16 protein-coding genes are annotated in these 15,510 nt (G+C 62.1%); 7 read left to right on the forward strand and 9 right to left on the reverse strand.

From position 1 onward, the window contains the following. The first annotated feature begins 1 nt into the window (after position 1). The 6 genes from JOD69_RS17530 to JOD69_RS17555 all read left to right on the forward strand — a co-directional run bounded on the left by JOD69_RS17530 (position 2) and on the right by JOD69_RS17555 (position 6,230). On the forward strand, positions 2-1,933 hold the full coding sequence (locus JOD69_RS17530) for an alpha/beta fold hydrolase (RefSeq protein WP_086132983.1): 1,932 nt from the start codon (positions 2-4) through the stop codon (positions 1,931-1,933). After that, a complete protein-coding gene (locus tag JOD69_RS17535) occupies positions 1,930-2,934 on the forward strand; it encodes a DUF4105 domain-containing protein (protein ID WP_086132984.1) in 1,005 nt (334 codons plus the stop codon). Before JOD69_RS17530 ends, JOD69_RS17535 begins: the two co-directional genes overlap by 4 nt. Before the next feature lie 141 nt (positions 2,935-3,075). Then, positions 3,076-3,579 carry a hypothetical protein gene (locus tag JOD69_RS17540; RefSeq protein WP_210024088.1) on the forward strand — a complete coding sequence of 168 codons (504 nt, stop codon included), beginning with the start codon at positions 3,076-3,078 and terminating at the stop codon, positions 3,577-3,579. Positions 3,580-3,745: 166 nt separating this feature from the next. Next, positions 3,746-4,012, forward strand: coding sequence for a hypothetical protein (locus tag JOD69_RS17545; protein ID WP_139840980.1), 267 nt, complete (start codon positions 3,746-3,748; stop codon positions 4,010-4,012). A gap of 145 nt (positions 4,013-4,157) precedes the next feature. Then, positions 4,158-5,072: an alpha/beta fold hydrolase gene (locus tag JOD69_RS17550; RefSeq protein WP_210024089.1), complete on the forward strand. Its 915-nt coding sequence runs from the start codon at positions 4,158-4,160 to the stop codon at positions 5,070-5,072. A gap of 252 nt (positions 5,073-5,324) precedes the next feature. After that, positions 5,325-6,230: a transporter gene (locus tag JOD69_RS17555; protein WP_168183701.1), complete on the forward strand. Its 906-nt coding sequence runs from the start codon at positions 5,325-5,327 to the stop codon at positions 6,228-6,230. A gap of 551 nt (positions 6,231-6,781) precedes the next feature. Here JOD69_RS17555 and JOD69_RS17560 read toward each other — a convergent pair. Together JOD69_RS17560 and JOD69_RS17565 are read right to left on the reverse strand one after the other, a co-directional pair. Next, complete coding sequence (locus JOD69_RS17560; protein ID WP_086132989.1) at positions 6,782-8,215, reverse strand: efflux transporter outer membrane subunit; 1,434 nt, start codon at positions 8,213-8,215, stop codon at positions 6,782-6,784. Further along, complete coding sequence (locus tag JOD69_RS17565; RefSeq protein WP_077731361.1) at positions 8,205-8,813, reverse strand: TetR/AcrR family transcriptional regulator; 609 nt, start codon at positions 8,811-8,813, stop codon at positions 8,205-8,207. The genes JOD69_RS17560 and JOD69_RS17565 overlap by 11 nt, the downstream gene beginning before the upstream one ends. Positions 8,814-8,893: 80 nt before the next feature. On the opposite strand from JOD69_RS17565, the gene JOD69_RS17570 reads away from it, so the two are divergent. Further along, complete coding sequence (locus JOD69_RS17570; RefSeq protein WP_086132990.1) at positions 8,894-9,916, forward strand: HlyD family secretion protein; 1,023 nt, start codon at positions 8,894-8,896, stop codon at positions 9,914-9,916. 28 nt (positions 9,917-9,944) lie between these two features. On the opposite strand, the gene JOD69_RS17575 is transcribed toward JOD69_RS17570, so the two are convergent. The 7 genes from JOD69_RS17575 to JOD69_RS17605 all read right to left on the reverse strand — a co-directional run bounded on the left by JOD69_RS17575 (position 9,945) and on the right by JOD69_RS17605 (position 15,391). After that, positions 9,945-11,267 carry a hypothetical protein gene (locus JOD69_RS17575; RefSeq protein WP_210024090.1) on the reverse strand — a complete coding sequence of 441 codons (1,323 nt, stop codon included), beginning with the start codon at positions 11,265-11,267 and terminating at the stop codon, positions 9,945-9,947. 81 nt (positions 11,268-11,348) lie between these two features. Beyond that, a complete protein-coding gene (locus JOD69_RS17580; RefSeq protein ID WP_086132992.1) occupies positions 11,349-11,549 on the reverse strand; it encodes a glycosyl hydrolase family 65 protein in 201 nt (66 codons plus the stop codon). A 118-nt stretch (positions 11,550-11,667) separates the two neighbouring features. Next, a complete protein-coding gene (locus tag JOD69_RS17585) occupies positions 11,668-11,943 on the reverse strand; it encodes a cupin domain-containing protein (protein ID WP_240506759.1) in 276 nt (91 codons plus the stop codon). A 262-nt stretch (positions 11,944-12,205) separates the two neighbouring features. Continuing rightward, positions 12,206-13,435 (reverse strand): PQQ-dependent sugar dehydrogenase, encoded by a 1,230-nt coding sequence (locus tag JOD69_RS17590; protein ID WP_086132993.1) that lies wholly within the window; start codon positions 13,433-13,435, stop codon positions 12,206-12,208. Between the two features lie 99 nt (positions 13,436-13,534). After that, positions 13,535-14,281 (reverse strand): adenosylcobinamide-GDP ribazoletransferase, encoded by a 747-nt coding sequence (locus JOD69_RS17595; protein ID WP_086132994.1) that lies wholly within the window; start codon positions 14,279-14,281, stop codon positions 13,535-13,537. Further along, complete coding sequence (gene cobC / locus JOD69_RS17600) at positions 14,278-14,853, reverse strand: alpha-ribazole phosphatase family protein (protein WP_086132995.1); 576 nt, start codon at positions 14,851-14,853, stop codon at positions 14,278-14,280. The genes JOD69_RS17595 and cobC overlap by 4 nt, the downstream gene beginning before the upstream one ends. 82 nt (positions 14,854-14,935) lie before the next feature. Next, positions 14,936-15,391 carry a GIY-YIG nuclease family protein gene (locus JOD69_RS17605; protein WP_210024091.1) on the reverse strand — a complete coding sequence of 152 codons (456 nt, stop codon included), beginning with the start codon at positions 15,389-15,391 and terminating at the stop codon, positions 14,936-14,938. Positions 15,392-15,510: the final 119 nt, after the last annotated feature.

Genomic DNA, 15,510 nt, shown 5'->3' on the forward strand with positions numbered 1-15,510 from the left:
TATGAAGGCTTCGAAGCATTCAGCAAAGCAGCGATGGCTCGTACCGACCGTGCCATGGATTTTGAGGCTCGCCGGCCTCGCATTGGTCCTTTCCGGATGCGCGACGCCGGTCGGCGTGAGGCACGTGGACATCCAGACCGCCTATCGCATTCATACCGAGAGCGCGCTCTCGGCGGAGCAGCCGTCGGAGCCCTCGAAAATGGTGCTCAGGCGCTTAGGGCTCCTGGATCGGTTCGGCGCGGAACCGGCGGCGGTGCTCGCCGAACTCCATCGCGGGCTAAACCCGTCGGGGGACGACGACCGCCTGTTCGCGCTGGCGGAGCTGTCCTTTCTCCATGCCGACCGCACGAACGACCGCGCCTACTTCCTGGCTTCGGCCGTGTACGCCTGGGCGCTGCTGTTCCCGGACGACGCCGCCGGCACGCCTCTCCAGCCGTGGGACCCCCGCTTCCGGCTGGCGTACGATCTGTATAACCAGGCGGTCGCCAAAGGCTTGGCCGCCCACGGCAAGGGCGTGGACAAGAACGAGGTGCGGCTGACGCCCGGTGTGTACAAGCTTCCCTTCGGAACCTTGGCGGTAAGCCTGGACGAAACCGGGCTGACGTGGGGAGGCTACCGGCTTGACCGATTCATCCCGACGACCACCCTGGAAGTTCGGGGCCTCCGGAACCGCTACCGCACCCCCGGCCTCGGCGCGCCCCTGGCGGCGAGCCTTGCGGAGAGACAGGCATCGGCGAAGGTGGTCGGCTCGGAACGCCTTGGCCCCCGTACCAAGGTCCCGGTCACCGCGCTGCTGCGTTTCGAGCATGCCCGTGCCAGCCTGGGCGAGGGGCGGATCCGGGGGCGGATCGAGGTGTACGCCGCCGATCAGACTTCGACGGTGCAGGTGAACGGGCGGGACCAGCCCCTCGAATCCGACCCGACGGCGGCACTTGCCTACCAGCTCGAAGGCAGCCCGATCTACGCCGCGGAGATCCAGGGATTTCTCCGGGGCGGTGCCTTCCGGGGCCTGATGCCGCGCGACCGCGCCCAGGATGGCCTGGCCATGATGCAACCTTACCGGTCCGGGAAGATTCCGGTGGTGCTAGTGCACGGGACGGCCTCCAGCCCCGCGCGCTGGGCCGAACTGTTCAACGAACTCCAGGGCGATCCGCGCATCCGCGAGCGGTTCCATATCTGGCTGTTTCTCTACGATACCGGCAACCCCATCGCCTACTCGGCGGGTCAACTGCGGGCGGCACTGACGGCCGCGGTGAAGGAATTCGATCCCGAGGGCAAGGACCCGGCCCTGCGCGACATGGTGGTGATCGGGCACAGCCAGGGGGGGCTTCTGACCAAGCTCGCCGCGATCGACAGCGGCAGCCGATTCTGGGATCGCGTCAGCAGCAAGCCTTTCGATTCCATCCAGGTCGACCCCAAGACCCGCGAACTCCTCCGGCAGACGGCGTTCTACACGCCCCTGCCCTTCGTCGGGCGGGTGGTATTCGTAGCGACCCCCCACCACGGCGCGCTGCTGGCCTCCGGCCGGATCGGCGCCATCGCGGCCTGGCTCGTGACCTTGCCGGTGGGCGTATTCAGCCAGGTCGCGCAAGCCGCCACTTTGACCGGGGATGAAAAGCTGATCGCGCTGCTTCGCCGGCCCCCGACGGCCGTCGACAACATGAATCCGGAGAACCCCGGCCTCCAAGTCCTGCAAACCATCCGGGTCGACCCCCGGATTCCCGCCCATTCCATCATCTGCGTCAAGGGCGACGGCCCCAAGGAGGCGGGAGACGATGGCGTGGTGGCCTACCGGAGCGCCCACATCGACGAGGCGGTTACGGAAAAGGTGGTCCGATCGGACCACTCCTGCCAGGGAAAGCCCGAGGTCATCGAGGACATCCGGCGCATCCTGCTCGAGCACGCGGCGGCATTCGAGGGGCGCCGCCCATGAGGCGCCGGATCGGCGCGATCGTTGGCCTGGTCCTGGCCGGCCTCGTGATGGCCGGCGCTACCGCCTGGGGAGCGCTGGTCCTTTATTACCTGGGGGCGGGATCGGCCGGGGTCCGCACGGCGGCAGCCTGGAGCTTTGCCGCCGTCGGGCTGGCGGCCTTGATCGCCCTGTTCGTCCGGCGGACTCGCCGGCTCGCGGGAGTAGGTTTCGCCATGGCCCTCGTGCCGGTCCTGGTCGTCTGGGGCGGCGCGACGCCCTCGAATGACCGCGACTGGCAGCCGGAGGTGGCCGTGCTTCCCTATGCCACCCTCGACGGCGGCCGTGTGACCGTCCATAACATCCGCAATTTCGACTACCGCACGGAGACCGATTTCACGCCCGCCTACTACGACCGCAGCTTCGATCTTCGGCGCCTGGACCGGGTCGATCTCGTCGCCTCCTACTGGATGGGGCCGGCCATCGCCCATTTGTTCGTCACCTTCGGCTTCGGGGACGATCACCTGGCCATCTCCATCGAGGTACGCAAGGACCGAACCAGGCCCTATGCGACGCTCCCCGGCCTCTTCCGGCAGTACGAACTGGTGTACGTCGCCGCCGACGAGCGCGACGCCATCCGGCTGCGGACGAACTACCGGAAGGATCCGCCGGAAGACGTTTATCTGTTCCGGGTGATCGCGCCGATCGAGAACGGCCGCCGCGTCTTCCTCGACTACATGCGCGAGATTAATGAACTGCGGGAGCACCCGCGGTTCTACAATACGCTCACGACCAACTGCACCACCCTGATTCTCACCCATGCGGCCGTGAATCCCGGCCACCTCCCGTATTCATGGAAGGTGCTGCTGAGCGGGTATGCCCCGGAGTACGCCTACGAGAGGGGACGCCTCGACCGGAGCCTGCCCTTCGAGGAACTCAAGCGGCGCTCGCATATCAATGCAGCGGCGCGGGCGGCGGACCAGGCGCCGGACTTTTCCCGGCGGATCAGGGCGGGCTTTCCGTAACAAGGAAACTTGCTTCAGAATGCGGGAGTGAGGATGAACGCAGCGGCGAAGGCGCCGGGATCTATCGTCGCGATGAACCGATACGCTTCCGCTTCTCTATGCAATGAAAATTTCACAACCACCCAAGGATAGGAGTAACGCATGAAAACCAAACTGTTGTCCCTCGCATTCGCGGTCGCAGCGGTCAGCTTGCTGATCAGTCACGGGGCACAAGCCGAAACAGCCCCCGCCGAAGCTACCGGGCAAGACGCACTCGCCCTGTTTCGCGCCAGTACCCGCATAGACAGGCGGGATTTCGTCAAGCAGTCGATGAATCTGAGCGAAGAACAAGGCAAGAAGTTTTGGAGCCTGTACCACCAATACGAAGCCGACTTGATGAAGCTGAACGACAAACGCTTAGCCGTGATCAAGGATTATGCGGATACCTTTGAAAACATGAGCGAGTCAAAGGCCGACGAACTCGTCAAGCGTTCCCTCGATTTTCGCAAAGCGCGGATTGCGCTGCTCGATAAGTACTACGGCAAAATCGCAAAAGCGACATCGAAGGCTGTCGGAGCACGGTTTCTACAAGTGGAAAGCGTCTTGCAGGGAGCCGCGGACGTGGTTGTCGGTTCCTCAATCCCCTTGATGCCGAAAGAGCGCTAGCGCATTTTCCGCCGCGGCGTAGCGCCCGGTAGGTCGGCAATCCTTTGCCGACCTACCGGGTCTACGAGGGGCTTGGTCGGCAAAGGTTTGCCGCACTACAACCCTTGGAAGCGCCACGCCGAACCGGAAAATGCTCAAGAGGCTTAGGACAGGTTGGATGCGCTCCATGAAAGGTATGAGCGAAGACGAATTTCGTATGGACTACACTGCCGCCCAGCCGTTTTCCGAGGCGTTCGGCATCGGCTTGACCGGTTTCGATTGCGATCTGCTACGCTCGATCAGTGATTCGACGCACGGTTCGGCGTCAAAAGCAGTTCAGAAGGAGCCGGCCTCTCCGTCTAAGTACATTCCGCAAATATTTGCGGAATCTCGACAGATTGGCTTGATTGGCGGGGTTGTCCTGCAGGTTGCCTATGCCGCAAGACTTCCCTGAATGTACTTAGAAGCCGTAATGGGAACGCGGCTACCTCGAGCTCCGGAGGTGGGAGGGTGTGAAGGGCTGCCGCAGGAGGCGGTGTAGGTGTTCAACCAGCAGGTGAAGGATCTCAAGGACGAGAAGATCGCAGGGAGGAGCGATGATGGACCGAGTTTCGTCTTGGCATGGGGCCAGGTGCGCCCTGTTTGTTGTAGTTACGGTCGCGCTGGCAGGCTGTGCTGGCGACCGGCTGAACGCGGAGTTGGGCCGCGCCATTACGTTTGGGCAGGTAACCAGCCTCGGTGACCCCAGATTCTCACGGGGGAACGCCAAAAAAGGCCTGTGGCACCCGCTCGATTTCCTGTGGGAAGCGAAACCGGGTCTCTATTTTCTGGGAGCCTACCGCCCCGAAAAGACACCGGTTCTGTTCGTGCACGGCATCAACGGCACGCCCGTGGACTTTGCTTATCTGATCGAGCACATGGATCACAATCGGTACCAACCCTGGGTTTTTTACTACCCGTCCGGCGCCCGCCTCGACACAGTCGGCTTCTATCTCGACCAGATGGTGCGACGGCTGAAGGCCCGCCATCCCGTTCGCAAGCTGTTCGTCGTGGCACACAGCATGGGAGGACTGGTGGCAAGGAGTTTCATCCTGCAGCATGCCGAGACCCGATGGGATCATCTCGTTTCGGTATTTGTTTCCATCGCTTCCCCGTGGGACGGCCACCCTGCCGCCTGGTGGGGAGTGGATTATGCACCTAGGCCCATTAGTGTTTGGTACGACATGGCACCGGGGAGTGAATTCTTGACCCGGCTTTTCTATCGGAACGTGAATGAGAAATCCGAACGCCGTATGCTTCCCGTCGACTCGGCTTACCACCTTATTTTCGGATTTCTGCCTACGGAATCCGACGATGGTGCGATCAGCCTGAGCAGCCAGTTGCGCTGGGAAGCTCAAGAGGAAGCAGTGCATTGCTACGGAGTTTCGGAATCACATGTGAACATCCTCAAAAGCCCCCGAACATCGAAACTGCTCAATCGAATTTTGGCGAACTCGGAATTCAATTCGCCTTAAGGAAGTTCTGAACAAGCGGACTCCGTTCATGCCCCTTCGACAGGCTCAGGAGAGCGTTCGACAAGCCGGTCCTGAGCCGAGCCGAAGGGCTCACCACGAACGGAATCAATACGTTACCGTTCGTCCTGAGCCTGTCGAAGGACTTATTCAGAGATTCCTTAAGTCGTAGCCAGGCGTGATGCGGAAGGCTATTTGATTGGCATGGCGTTGTCGGAAAATACATTGTTTGCGGCTCCCATAAGTGGATGCGGCATGAGAATTATCCTGTGTTGGATGACGGCAGCCCTGCTCCTGCGTTCGGCCACCGCCATGGCCGACGGGGACCTAGGCCATAAGATCCTCGGGGCAGTGGGGCTTGACGCCGGTACTCAGCCCGATGAAGGCGTGTACGTGGGGGACCGGTTCATTTATTTCTCCGCCGATCAGCTGAGAAATCGACGAGGTGGTCTGGTTCCGGTGAAAGGCCTCGATATAGATGCTCACGCGAATGTGTTGGGCGTCTCCGCGACACTCAAGCCCGAAGGAGCACCATACCTGAGCGCAGCGCTCGCGGTTCCGGTCGCATGGGTATCGACGAAAGCCGATGTACCATCCGCCGACATTGATCGGTTTGGTCTCGGGGACATTTTCGTCGAGCCGCTGAAGCTCGGATGGCGTCTGCCACACCTGGACACCGTGGCGTCCTACAGTTTCTATGCGCCAACCGGTCAGGCCGACCGCAAAGGGCTCGGACGGTCACAATGGTCACAGCAATTCTCGTTGGGCGGAACGCTTTTTTTCGATGACGAGCGAGCTTTTAGACTGTCCGTCCTCGCGAGTTACAACCTCTATCACCAGAAGATCGGAATCGACGTCACCCGAGGCGATACCGTGCAAATACAGGGGGGACTTGGAGGGAGATGGTTTCAAGTTTTGGATGCTGGCATCGTGGGCTATGGTCTCTGGCAGGTCGCCGATGATCGCGGGTCTGATCTTCCGCTGGCACTCCGCGGTGCACGCGAGCGCGTTTTTGGCCTCGGCCCCGAAATCGGTATCACGATACCGGCGCTTCGGGCGCGGCTTACAGCACGGTATGAATGGGATTTCGGTGCCAAGTCGCGACCCGAGGGACAGGTTCTGGTGGTGGGTCTATCGTTCCTCGCCTGGCGTCCGCCGTGACACGATCAGCGCAGCATGGGAACAAGTACCCGAAACCGATCCGGACCGGCACGTTGGATGCCAAGAGCGATTTCGATTCGGATGTAAGGACCAGCTTCAAACGATGGATGTGCGAGTGGGCATTAGAGCGTTTTCATCTCGCTCGTACCGCAAAACGGGCTTGGCGGAAGTCGTTGCCGCCTTCGGCTCGGGTGCATTGATTCAAGCATTTGTAGGTCGGCAATCCTTTGCCGACGAACCCATTGGCCCAACTGCACCGTCGGGAAGGGCGGCTTCGGCGCTCCCGGCCAGGCCCTTCCCCGGATGACCGTTTGCGATTGGAAGGTCGCGACTAAAGCGACGTTTGCGATTGGAAGGGACCGACTAAAGGTCCGTTTGCGATTGGAAGGGGCCGATTAAAGGCCCGTTTGCGATTGGGAAGGGATTCCCGACCTACTCGCGAGTGCCCGTACAGCAGGTATGAAATGGTCTAACCCGCGACTCCGGCGCTCGATCGCGGGCTAAAGCCCGCTCCCACGACTGTCCGCCATTTCCGAAAACGCTCCAATTCATCATTTCCCCTGAATGGTTTCCGGCTGTGGCGGCCGCGAGTTTGCGCCGCCGCCCAAGGCTTTGTACACCGCGATCAGATTCGTGGAAGCCCCCGCTTCGGACCGGGCCAGCTCGATTTCGGCGACATAAAGAGCGCGCTGAGCATCCAGGACGTCCAAAAACGAGATGACGCCGACGTTATAGCGTAACTGGGACAACCGAACCGATTCGCGCAGGTCCGCCACCGAACGTGCCAAGGTCTGCCGCCGCGCCTCCTCCTTGAGGTACCGGGTCAGCGCGGTTTCCGTTTCCCGAAGCGCTTCGAGCACCGCCTTTTCAAAGGCGAAATAGGCTTCTTGTTGCTGCGCTTCGGCCAAATCGATACCGGCACGGATGCGTCCGAAGTTGAGCAGCGGCTGCAAAAGATTGGCGCCTGTACTGTAGGAGAAAGCCGCCGATTTAAACAGATTTTCGATGTCGGTATTACGCAGCCCTAAAAAAGCCGATAGCGAGATTTTCGGAAACAGCTCCGCGATCGCGGCGCCTTGCATGGCAGTGGCGGAGGCCAGTTGGCGTTCGGCGATGCGGAGATCGGGGCGATGGCGGATCGTCTCCGCAGGGGAAGCCAGGATCGCCCGCCCCGGTGCCACGGGGACGGCCCCACCCTCGTTCAACTCGGCCGCCAGGGAACCAGGCTGCTGCCCCACCAGCAGTTCCAGTTGCCGAAGAACGGCAGTCAACTCTCCCTCCAGGGCGGGAATCTGCGCCTCGGTGGTCTCGGTCTGAGCCCGTGCCCGCACCACGTCATGCCGTGTCCCCACGCCTTCGTCGAACAGCCGCTTCGTCAGCTTCAGCGTATGGCGCTGCGCATCGAGATTGGCGCGGGTGATGCCCAGCTGGTTTTGCAGGCTGCGGTATTCGATATAGCTGCGCGCCACATCGGCCGTCAGCGTCACCAGAGCTTGGGCGTGTTGCTCCTGCGCCGCCTCCAGGTCGGCGGATGCCGCTTCCAGCCGCCGCCGCTGACGGCCGAATAGATCGATTTCCCACAGAGCGTCGAACCCCAGCTCGAATAAGTTGTAACGGATACCGGGCGCAAGGCCGGGGAAGGGATTGTCGGCGCGCTGGGCGCCCGCCGCGGCATCGACGGTCGGGAACAATTCCGCGCGGGTGCCGCGTCGTTCGGCCCTGGCCTGGCCGATGCGGGCCAGCGCCATCTTGAGGTCCAGGTTGCCCCCCAAGGCCTGTTCCATCAAACGGCTCAGCCGCGCATCGTCGAAGCTCTTCCACCAGGTTTTCAAAGTCTCCGGGTCGATCAGCTTCAGATCGGCGGTCGCCTCCTTTCCGGCCTGCCAGCGATCCGGGACGGCCGGCACGGGTTTCCGGTAATCGGGTCCGACGGTACATCCGGCCAAGCCGATCAGCACGCATAGCCAGCCCAGCTTAGGCGTCATAACCATGTCCCTTGAGGAACAGCGAAACGGCGGCCTCGATAAGGTGTTCCTTTTCGGCCTCGCTCAAGCCCGGCTGCAAACCCAAAAGGCAGCGTAAATGTTCATCGCCTTGCAGCATTCCTAATAGCGATCGGCTCGATCTGTTCACATCGAGGATTTGCAAAGCGGCGCGCCCGCGCAGTTCGCCGAGATAAACCGAGAGCCGTTGCAATATCGGCTCCGGGCCGGAGCGGTATACCAGCTCGCCCAGTTCCGGAAAATGCTGCTGCTCGGCGATGATCAGGCGATAGAGATTTAAGGCCTCGTTGGAATAGATGAGATCGACGAAAGCGCCGGCGATGGCTTTCAGGCCGGCTGCCGGACCGAGCGACTCGGTCTGAGCACGGGAAAGGGTGCTCAGCAAGGCTTCGCATTGTTCGCCGATCACGGCGGCGAACAGTTCCTGTTTGCTGTGAAAATGACTGTAGAGCGTCGGCTTCGATACCGGCGCGGCCTCGGCGATGGCTTCCATGCTGGCTCCGCTGTAACCGCTTGCGAGAAACGTGCGCTTGGCTGCATCTAGTATGGCCTGTCGTTTTGGATTGGGGATTGTAGTCATGATCCTGCTCGGACGAATTGCTTTGAAGTGGAACCGGCGACTAGACTAAACTACACCGTGTAGTACAGCAATCGAAGCCCATGCGCCTCCCCTCGTCAAAAACCATCCTCGTCCTCCTGACACTCATCGTTTCGACTGCGGCCGGCATCGTGTATTGGCTCGAGGCGATCCATCCGTTCGAGACTACCGACAACACCTATCTCAAGGCGCACATCAGCCTGATCAGTCCCAAAGAGACGGGCTACGTCAAGGAAGTCTTGTTCCAGGACAACCAGAAGGTGATGCCGGGCGATCTTCTCGTCGTGATCGACGACCACGACTTCCGCGCCAGGGTTGCCCAGGCGGAAGCCCAAGTCATGGTGGAAACGGCTCGCATCCAGACCCTGGAAACCGACATGCGCGCACAGAGCGCCAAGATCCGTCAGGAAGAAGCCAACATCGCCGCCGCTGAAGCCGACCTGGAACGGACCGGAAAGGACTTGAAGCGATTCGGCCATTTGGCGGCGGACGGCGCGGTGTCGGCCCAAACCCGCGATGTTGCCGAAGCCGCCTATAAGCAGGCCGCCGCGCAACGGGAGAAATACCGTTCGTCACGGCTGGAAGCGGAAAGCCAGTTGGCCTCCCTGGACGCCCAGATCGGTGAAACCCGGGCCAGATTGCAGGCGGCTCAAGCCGCGCTGGACCTGGCCCGTATCGATCTTGCCAACACCCATATTACGGCGCCTTTCGCCGGAATCATCGGCAATCGCAGCGTGCAGGTCGGCCAGCTCGTGAAGCCCGGCACCGTACTCGGCTATCTGGTTCCGGTCGACGGGCTCTTCGTGGAAGCCAACTTCAAGGAAACCCAAATCGGACACATGCAACCGGGGCAACCGGTGGACATCCAAGTCGATGCCTACCCCGACATTCGGTTCGAAGGGACGGTGGATAGTTTCGCGCCGGCTTCCGGGTCGGAATTCAGCCTGCTGCCGTCGGAAAACGCCACCGGCAACTTCACCAAGATCGTTAGGCGCATACCGGTAAAAATTCTGTTCCGGCCCGGCACCGACCTGAGCCGACTGCGGCCGGGCCTTTCCACCGTGGTCAAGGTCAAAGTGCGCTAGCGCTTGCCCCGTCAGGCACGGCCGGAATTTACCGCACCGGCGTCTTGAGTTCGAGCGCAGGGCTCCAGCCCGGATTGCCCCCCGCGCCCGAGTATGCGCCGCGGAACCGGCCATCCCTTTTCAGCCCGTTAAAGTCACGGTCGAAGTCCGGAAACTCGGAAAACCGGTTCAGATCGAATCGTTCCCGCTGCAAGCGGCCCGGTTTGGGAAAAAGGCCCAGGCGAACTACGGTCTCGAAGGGGCTCTGCAAGTGGTCCCGCGCAGCCGAATAAGCGGCCGTGAGGTTCTCGGCCTGTATGCCGCCCCGTATCGGAGTTTCCGCAAAAACCGCATTCCCGACGATCTGTTGATCCGATTCGCGGGCGCCTTCTTTACGCACGACGCTAATCCCGGTTCCGGGATGCAGGACCGTATTGAAAAAAACTCTCACCTTTCGCGGAATATCGTTGTGCGGTTGAATGGCAATGGCTGGAAATTCGTTTCCGTGAGAGTTGTAGAACAGATTGGAATATAAAGCGATTCGCCCTTCGCCCTGGAACAGGGCCTCGTTCGGGTTTTCATAGAAGAAGTTTCCGTAAATCAGATATATGTCGTCCTTGCCCGGCCCCTGCAAGGGCCAATGGCCGACCAGGACATTGGGACGCGCGTCCGGTCCGGTCGAGCCGCCTGCCGCCTTGCTGAACACATTGTGGCGAATGACGGAGGCTCTCGGCTCCAGCGGCATTCCGGGAAGCCTGGGCCTCGGGTTCTGATGCTTGATCTGCAGGTTGTAGCCGATCGTGTTCATGATGAGATTGTTTTCGATCAGGCCGCCCCAAAAAGGATGATTCCCATCCGAATTTCCGAAGTACATGCCGGTCCCGGCACCGATCACGATATTGCGGCGAACCTGCCAGTCCCAAGCCTGGCATTTCGATGAGATCGCGACCAACTGCTGATGTCGCCCGAGATTGTGGATGAGCAAATCTTCCAGGACGATGTGATGGGCGAAATTTCCCGAAGCCTGAACGCCGTTGACCATCACTCCCCTTCCGTCGATTTCCAGATTGCGAAGCGTGATATAGCTGGAGTCGTGTAGCACGACGGTGTCTTGGCCGGGCCTCGCCAGAAATATCGGGCGCCCTCCGATCCCTGCCAACGTGATCGGCTTTCCGGGTCTCCCGTTGCGCCCATCGATGAAAATTCCCTGCCGATAAACGCCCGGGCTGAAAAGCAAAATATCTCCGGGTTTTAGGCGGGAAATCTGCCGCTTATAGTTATCCGGATCGGCGCGCATCTCCTCCGCAGAAGGAGCGGCGCTCGAAAATGCCAAAATTGCAACGGCAAAAAGTAGGAAAACTGATCGAAACATGGACTGCTCGGTGTGACACGGACTTCATGTTGTGCTTTGAAAGCGCTCCTACCCGCGGAGTGCGGACGGCGTGCCTATCCGTCACTGTCCCGCGCCGCCGAGCCTGAAAACGTGCGTGCTGCCGCCGGGGAAGTCGTGTACTTCATCCTTGAATGCCAGGCGGATCGGCGCGATACCGGGCTCGCGTCCGTGCACGGTTAGAGCGTCGCGGGTCAGATGCAAATCGAGCGTGTGGCCTCGATAGCGGATGCGCAGGTCGAGGCGCGCCAATTGGTCGGGCAATTGCTGAGGACATCGCCCCCGAACACGCGGCCGGCGATATCGGTCCGCAGCCGGTTATAACCGGCAAAAGGGTGATGATGGGGCCGGCAGTGCTCATCTCGGCACTCGAATGCCGATCTCAGTGTTCTGCGGACTCGTCGGCCTTCGTTCGGTGCACGGTGCCGTCGGGATGCTCGGGCGGGCTGTAGCGCGTGTACAGCCCGAGCGGCTGGTCGGATGAGGTATTGATCACGTTCTGTTCGACGCCCGCCGGAATCACCACCGCCACGCCATCGCTCAACGGGTGCTCCTCGCCGTTTAGCACGGCCACGCCGGGTCCCGATTCGATGCGCATGAACTGGTCGTGCCCCGCGTGCGTCTCGAGCCCGATTTCCTCGCCCGGCTGGAGCGTCATCAGCACCAGTTGCGTATTCGACCGGTGTAGAGCACGCGCCGGTAGCCCTGGTTTGCGAGCGTATCCTGCTCGATATTGGTTACGTATCCGATCATCAGATTCCTCCACGAATGTTTGCAACGAGACGACGCTTCAATGAGAGGTCAGGCCACACCGCGGCCGAATGATTGAGCGGCGCGGTCCGAATTGGCGCTGGGCCGATCGGGTCAGCGAAGCGTACCCTTTTGCGGCGGTCTGCCGATTTGCGTGGTTCGCTGCGACCTTATCGCTTCGGCACGATCTTCCACAGTTCGCCGTTGCTCTCGTCGGTGACGACATACAATTCCCCGGCCGGACCCTGCCGTACGTCGCGCACGCGCTGGCGCCGGTCGGCCAGGAGATGCTCTTCGCCTTTCACCCGGTCGTTCACGAGGACGACGCGCACCAGCCGCTCGTCCTTGAGGTTGCCGGTAAAAAGACTGCCGCGCCACGCCGGAAAGGCATCGCCCGTGTAGAACTGCGCGCCGGACGGCGCGATCACCGGGTCCCAGTAATAGACGGGTTGCTCGAAACCGGGACGGGCCGTCACCGCGCCGGGGATCGGCTCGCCCGAGTATTCCTCGCCGTAGGCTACCAGCGGCCAGCCGTAGTTCTTGCCCTTGACGATCAGGTTCAGCTCGTCGCCGCCCTTAGCGCCGTGCTCGACCACCCAGAACCGTCCTTCCGGATCGAAGGCCGTGGCCTGGATGTTGCGATGGCCTAGCGTCCAGATCTCGGGCAGCGCGTTGGGCTGGCCGACGAAGGGATTGTCCTTCGGCGCCGAGCCGTCCGGGTTGATCCGTAGGACCTTGCCCAGATGGCTGTCGAGCTGCTGCGCGTACTTGCGCGTCTCCGCGTCCCAGCGTTCGCCGGTCGTCACGTACAGCATGCCGTCCGGACCGAAGGCGAGCCGCGAACCGTAGTGCTTGTCGCCGTCGTAGGTCGGCAGCGCCCGAAAGATCACCCGAACCTGGTCCAGGCTCCGCCGGTCGGGGGACAGCACGCCGCGGGCAACGGTGGTGCCGTTGCCGCCGCGCCGCGGTTCGGAGTAACTCCAGTAGATCGTCCGGTCGGCCGCGAAGTTCGGGCTCAGCGCGACGTCGAGCAATCCCCCCTGGCCGCGCGCGTCGACCGCCGGCACGCCGGCGATCGGCTGCCCCAGTTCGCCCTTGGCCGAGACGATCCGCATGCGGCCGGGCTTTTCCGTGACCAGCAAGTCGCCGCCGGGAAGTGGTTCCACGGCCCACGGTTTCTCCAGCCCTTTCGTGAGCACGACGACGTCGAAAGCGACATTCGATTCGATCGCGCAAGCTCGGGTCTGGCCGGGAAACGCCGGGCGCTGGTCCGGCACGTTGGGCGGGCGTGTCTCGATCGGCGGACAGGCGCCCGCCCCGCCGGACGTCTGCGCCCCGCCGCTGCCCGTCGCGGCAGCCAAAGCGATCATCGAGATGAATGCGGTGCGGAAAGTCTGCATGGATCGGCCCTCCTTTGCCGGATGATTTCATTCCTGAGACCGGCGAGACAATAAGAAGTGCGCCGTTCCACCGGTGCGTTCGCCGGTCGCTATGCGCCCCTAACCACCGGCCAGAGCCAGGCCGACCAGAACCGCGCATTCGGTGAGTTCTATCGTCGCTCCGGCGGTGTCCCCGGTAGTTCCGCCGACGCGCCGGATCATCGACAGCCGCAGCCAGCAAAACAAGGCGCCGGTTGCAAGCAAAGGCCAGGTACCGCGTACGCCGACAGTCAGCAGGACGCCGACAAGGGTCGCGGACAACACCAGTGTGCCGCCCCGGCGCGGCAGATGCCGCGCCAGCTCGGAACCGAGACCGCCGGGGCGCACATAGGGCGTGCTGAGAAACAGCAGCAGCGGCGCGGCGCGACCCAGCAGCGGCGCCAGCGCGAGGGCTGTCCAGTCGTGCCGGGCCATGACGGGTTCCAGCGCGGCAGCCTTGAGGAGAAGAACCAGCACCACCACGACCACGGCGACCGGGCCGCTGCGCGGGTCCTTCATGATCGCGAGGGTGCGCTCCCGGTCGCCGAAGCCCCCAGCCCAGGCGTCGGCGCTATCCGCGAGTCCATCCAGATGCAGGGCTCCGGTCAAGGCCACCCACACCGTCAGCACGATCGCCGCAGGCAACCAACCGCCGACCCCGGTCAAGAACTGGGCCAATACCGCGAGCGTCAGCCCCAGACCCAAGCCGACCAAGGGATAAAACAGCAGCGAACGGCCCAGCGCCGCACCATCCGGCGGCGCATCCAGACGCACCGGCAGCCGGGTCAGGAACTGAAGAGCGATCAAAAGGGGTCTGAGCTCGCTCATGGACGCACCTCCTCGCAACGCTGCCCGCTCCCGCAGAGGCTATGCAGCGAGGCGTGCGGCACGTCGATTTCGAGCAAACGGGCGAGCGGCCATCGCCGCGCATGACAGAGCATCACGCGGATCACGCCGCCATGGGTGACGAGCAGCAGACGGCGACCCAGGTTGTGCGGCGTCAGCCGGTCCCGAAGCGCATCGAGCGTCCGCTCCCGGAATGCCTCCACCGACTCCGCACCGGGCGGCGGGTGCCGGAGGGGATCGCCGAGAAAACGGGTCAGCGCAAGCGGTGCCGTGGCCATCAGCTCGGCATAGCTGCGCCCCTCCCAGTCGCCGAAATGGATCTCCCTGAGCCGTTCGTCGATTGCCAGGGGAACCCTCAGTTTTAAAGCCAAGCTTTCCGCAAACGCGGCGCAGCGCGACAAGGGCGACGTGACGATCTCATCCCAGGGTCCCGCGTTTGCCACGGCGCATTCCATCTGCCGGATACCCTCGTCGGTGAGCGGATCGTCCAGGCTGCCGCGAAACCGCGTGCCCCCCACGGTTTCGCCGTGGCGCAGAAGGTCGATGTGGACCATTCGTCTCTCTTTGGACATTGACATCTACAACAGCCGTCACCCCGGCAGGGAAGGGTGGCTTCGGTGCTCCAATCGCAAACGGTCATCCCAGGAGCGCTGGGATGACCCTTCCAATCGCAAACGGCCTGGCCGGGAGCGCCGGCCACGCCCTTCCCGAAGACACCGTTTGCGATTGGACTGCCGGGGTCCAGTGTACATGGAAGGGTGGCTCCGGCGCTCCCGGAGACACCGTTTTGCGATTGGAGGGACTGACCAAATCAAACGCCAGATCTCGCCATTCCGGATTTTGCTGCTCTATGAGCCGCAGCTTTGTGCGCCGATCCCATTTCTTGAGCTGCTTTTCCCGCAAAAAGGCCGTTTCCGTCGTCTCGTGGACTTCGTACCAAACCAGGTCATGAGTACCGTAACGTTTGGTGAATCCACCCATTGTTTCCTGACGATGTTCGAAAACGCACTTGATCAGATTGGAGGTGACACCGATATAAAGCGTGCCGTTAAGACCGCTAGCAAGCATATACACACAAGGAAGTTTCTCCATATGCTCAACCTAACACATCCTTGTGACCTAGATTCCGGCAATCCCTGCCGGAATGACGGCGTTAGGACTCGCATATGTGCCAAGCCGTGCCGGCTCAGACGCTGCGGTTAGCGTGATTC

The organism is Methylocaldum sp. RMAD-M (genome assembly GCF_017832375.1).
Taxonomy (GTDB): domain Bacteria; phylum Pseudomonadota; class Gammaproteobacteria; order Methylococcales; family Methylococcaceae; genus Methylocaldum.

Bases quoted from the DNA above. Each gene is read 5' to 3' on its own strand.
- JOD69_RS17530 (WP_086132983.1), top strand. From the start codon at position 2: ATGAAGGCTTCGAAGCATTCAGCAAAGCAGCGATGGCTCGTACCGACC.
- JOD69_RS17535 (WP_086132984.1), top strand. From the start codon at position 1,930: ATGAGGCGCCGGATCGGCGCGATCGTTGGCCTGGTCCTGGCCGGCCTC.
- JOD69_RS17540 (WP_210024088.1), top strand. From the start codon at position 3,076: ATGAAAACCAAACTGTTGTCCCTCGCATTCGCGGTCGCAGCGGTCAGC.
- JOD69_RS17545 (WP_139840980.1), top strand. From the start codon at position 3,746: ATGAAAGGTATGAGCGAAGACGAATTTCGTATGGACTACACTGCCGCC.
- JOD69_RS17550 (WP_210024089.1), top strand. From the start codon at position 4,158: ATGGACCGAGTTTCGTCTTGGCATGGGGCCAGGTGCGCCCTGTTTGTT.
- JOD69_RS17555 (WP_168183701.1), top strand. From the start codon at position 5,325: ATGAGAATTATCCTGTGTTGGATGACGGCAGCCCTGCTCCTGCGTTCG.
- JOD69_RS17560 (WP_086132989.1), bottom strand. From the start codon at position 8,215: ATGACGCCTAAGCTGGGCTGGCTATGCGTGCTGATCGGCTTGGCCGGA.
- JOD69_RS17565 (WP_077731361.1), bottom strand. From the start codon at position 8,813: ATGACTACAATCCCCAATCCAAAACGACAGGCCATACTAGATGCAGCC.
- JOD69_RS17570 (WP_086132990.1), top strand. From the start codon at position 8,894: ATGCGCCTCCCCTCGTCAAAAACCATCCTCGTCCTCCTGACACTCATC.
- JOD69_RS17575 (WP_210024090.1), bottom strand. From the start codon at position 11,267: ATGTTTCGATCAGTTTTCCTACTTTTTGCCGTTGCAATTTTGGCATTT.
- JOD69_RS17585 (WP_240506759.1), bottom strand. From the start codon at position 11,943: ATGACGCTCCAGCCGGGCGAGGAAATCGGGCTCGAGACGCACGCGGGG.
- JOD69_RS17590 (WP_086132993.1), bottom strand. From the start codon at position 13,435: ATGCAGACTTTCCGCACCGCATTCATCTCGATGATCGCTTTGGCTGCC.
- JOD69_RS17595 (WP_086132994.1), bottom strand. From the start codon at position 14,281: ATGAGCGAGCTCAGACCCCTTTTGATCGCTCTTCAGTTCCTGACCCGG.
- cobC (WP_086132995.1), bottom strand. From the start codon at position 14,853: ATGGTCCACATCGACCTTCTGCGCCACGGCGAAACCGTGGGGGGCACG.
- JOD69_RS17605 (WP_210024091.1), bottom strand. From the start codon at position 15,391: ATGGAGAAACTTCCTTGTGTGTATATGCTTGCTAGCGGTCTTAACGGC.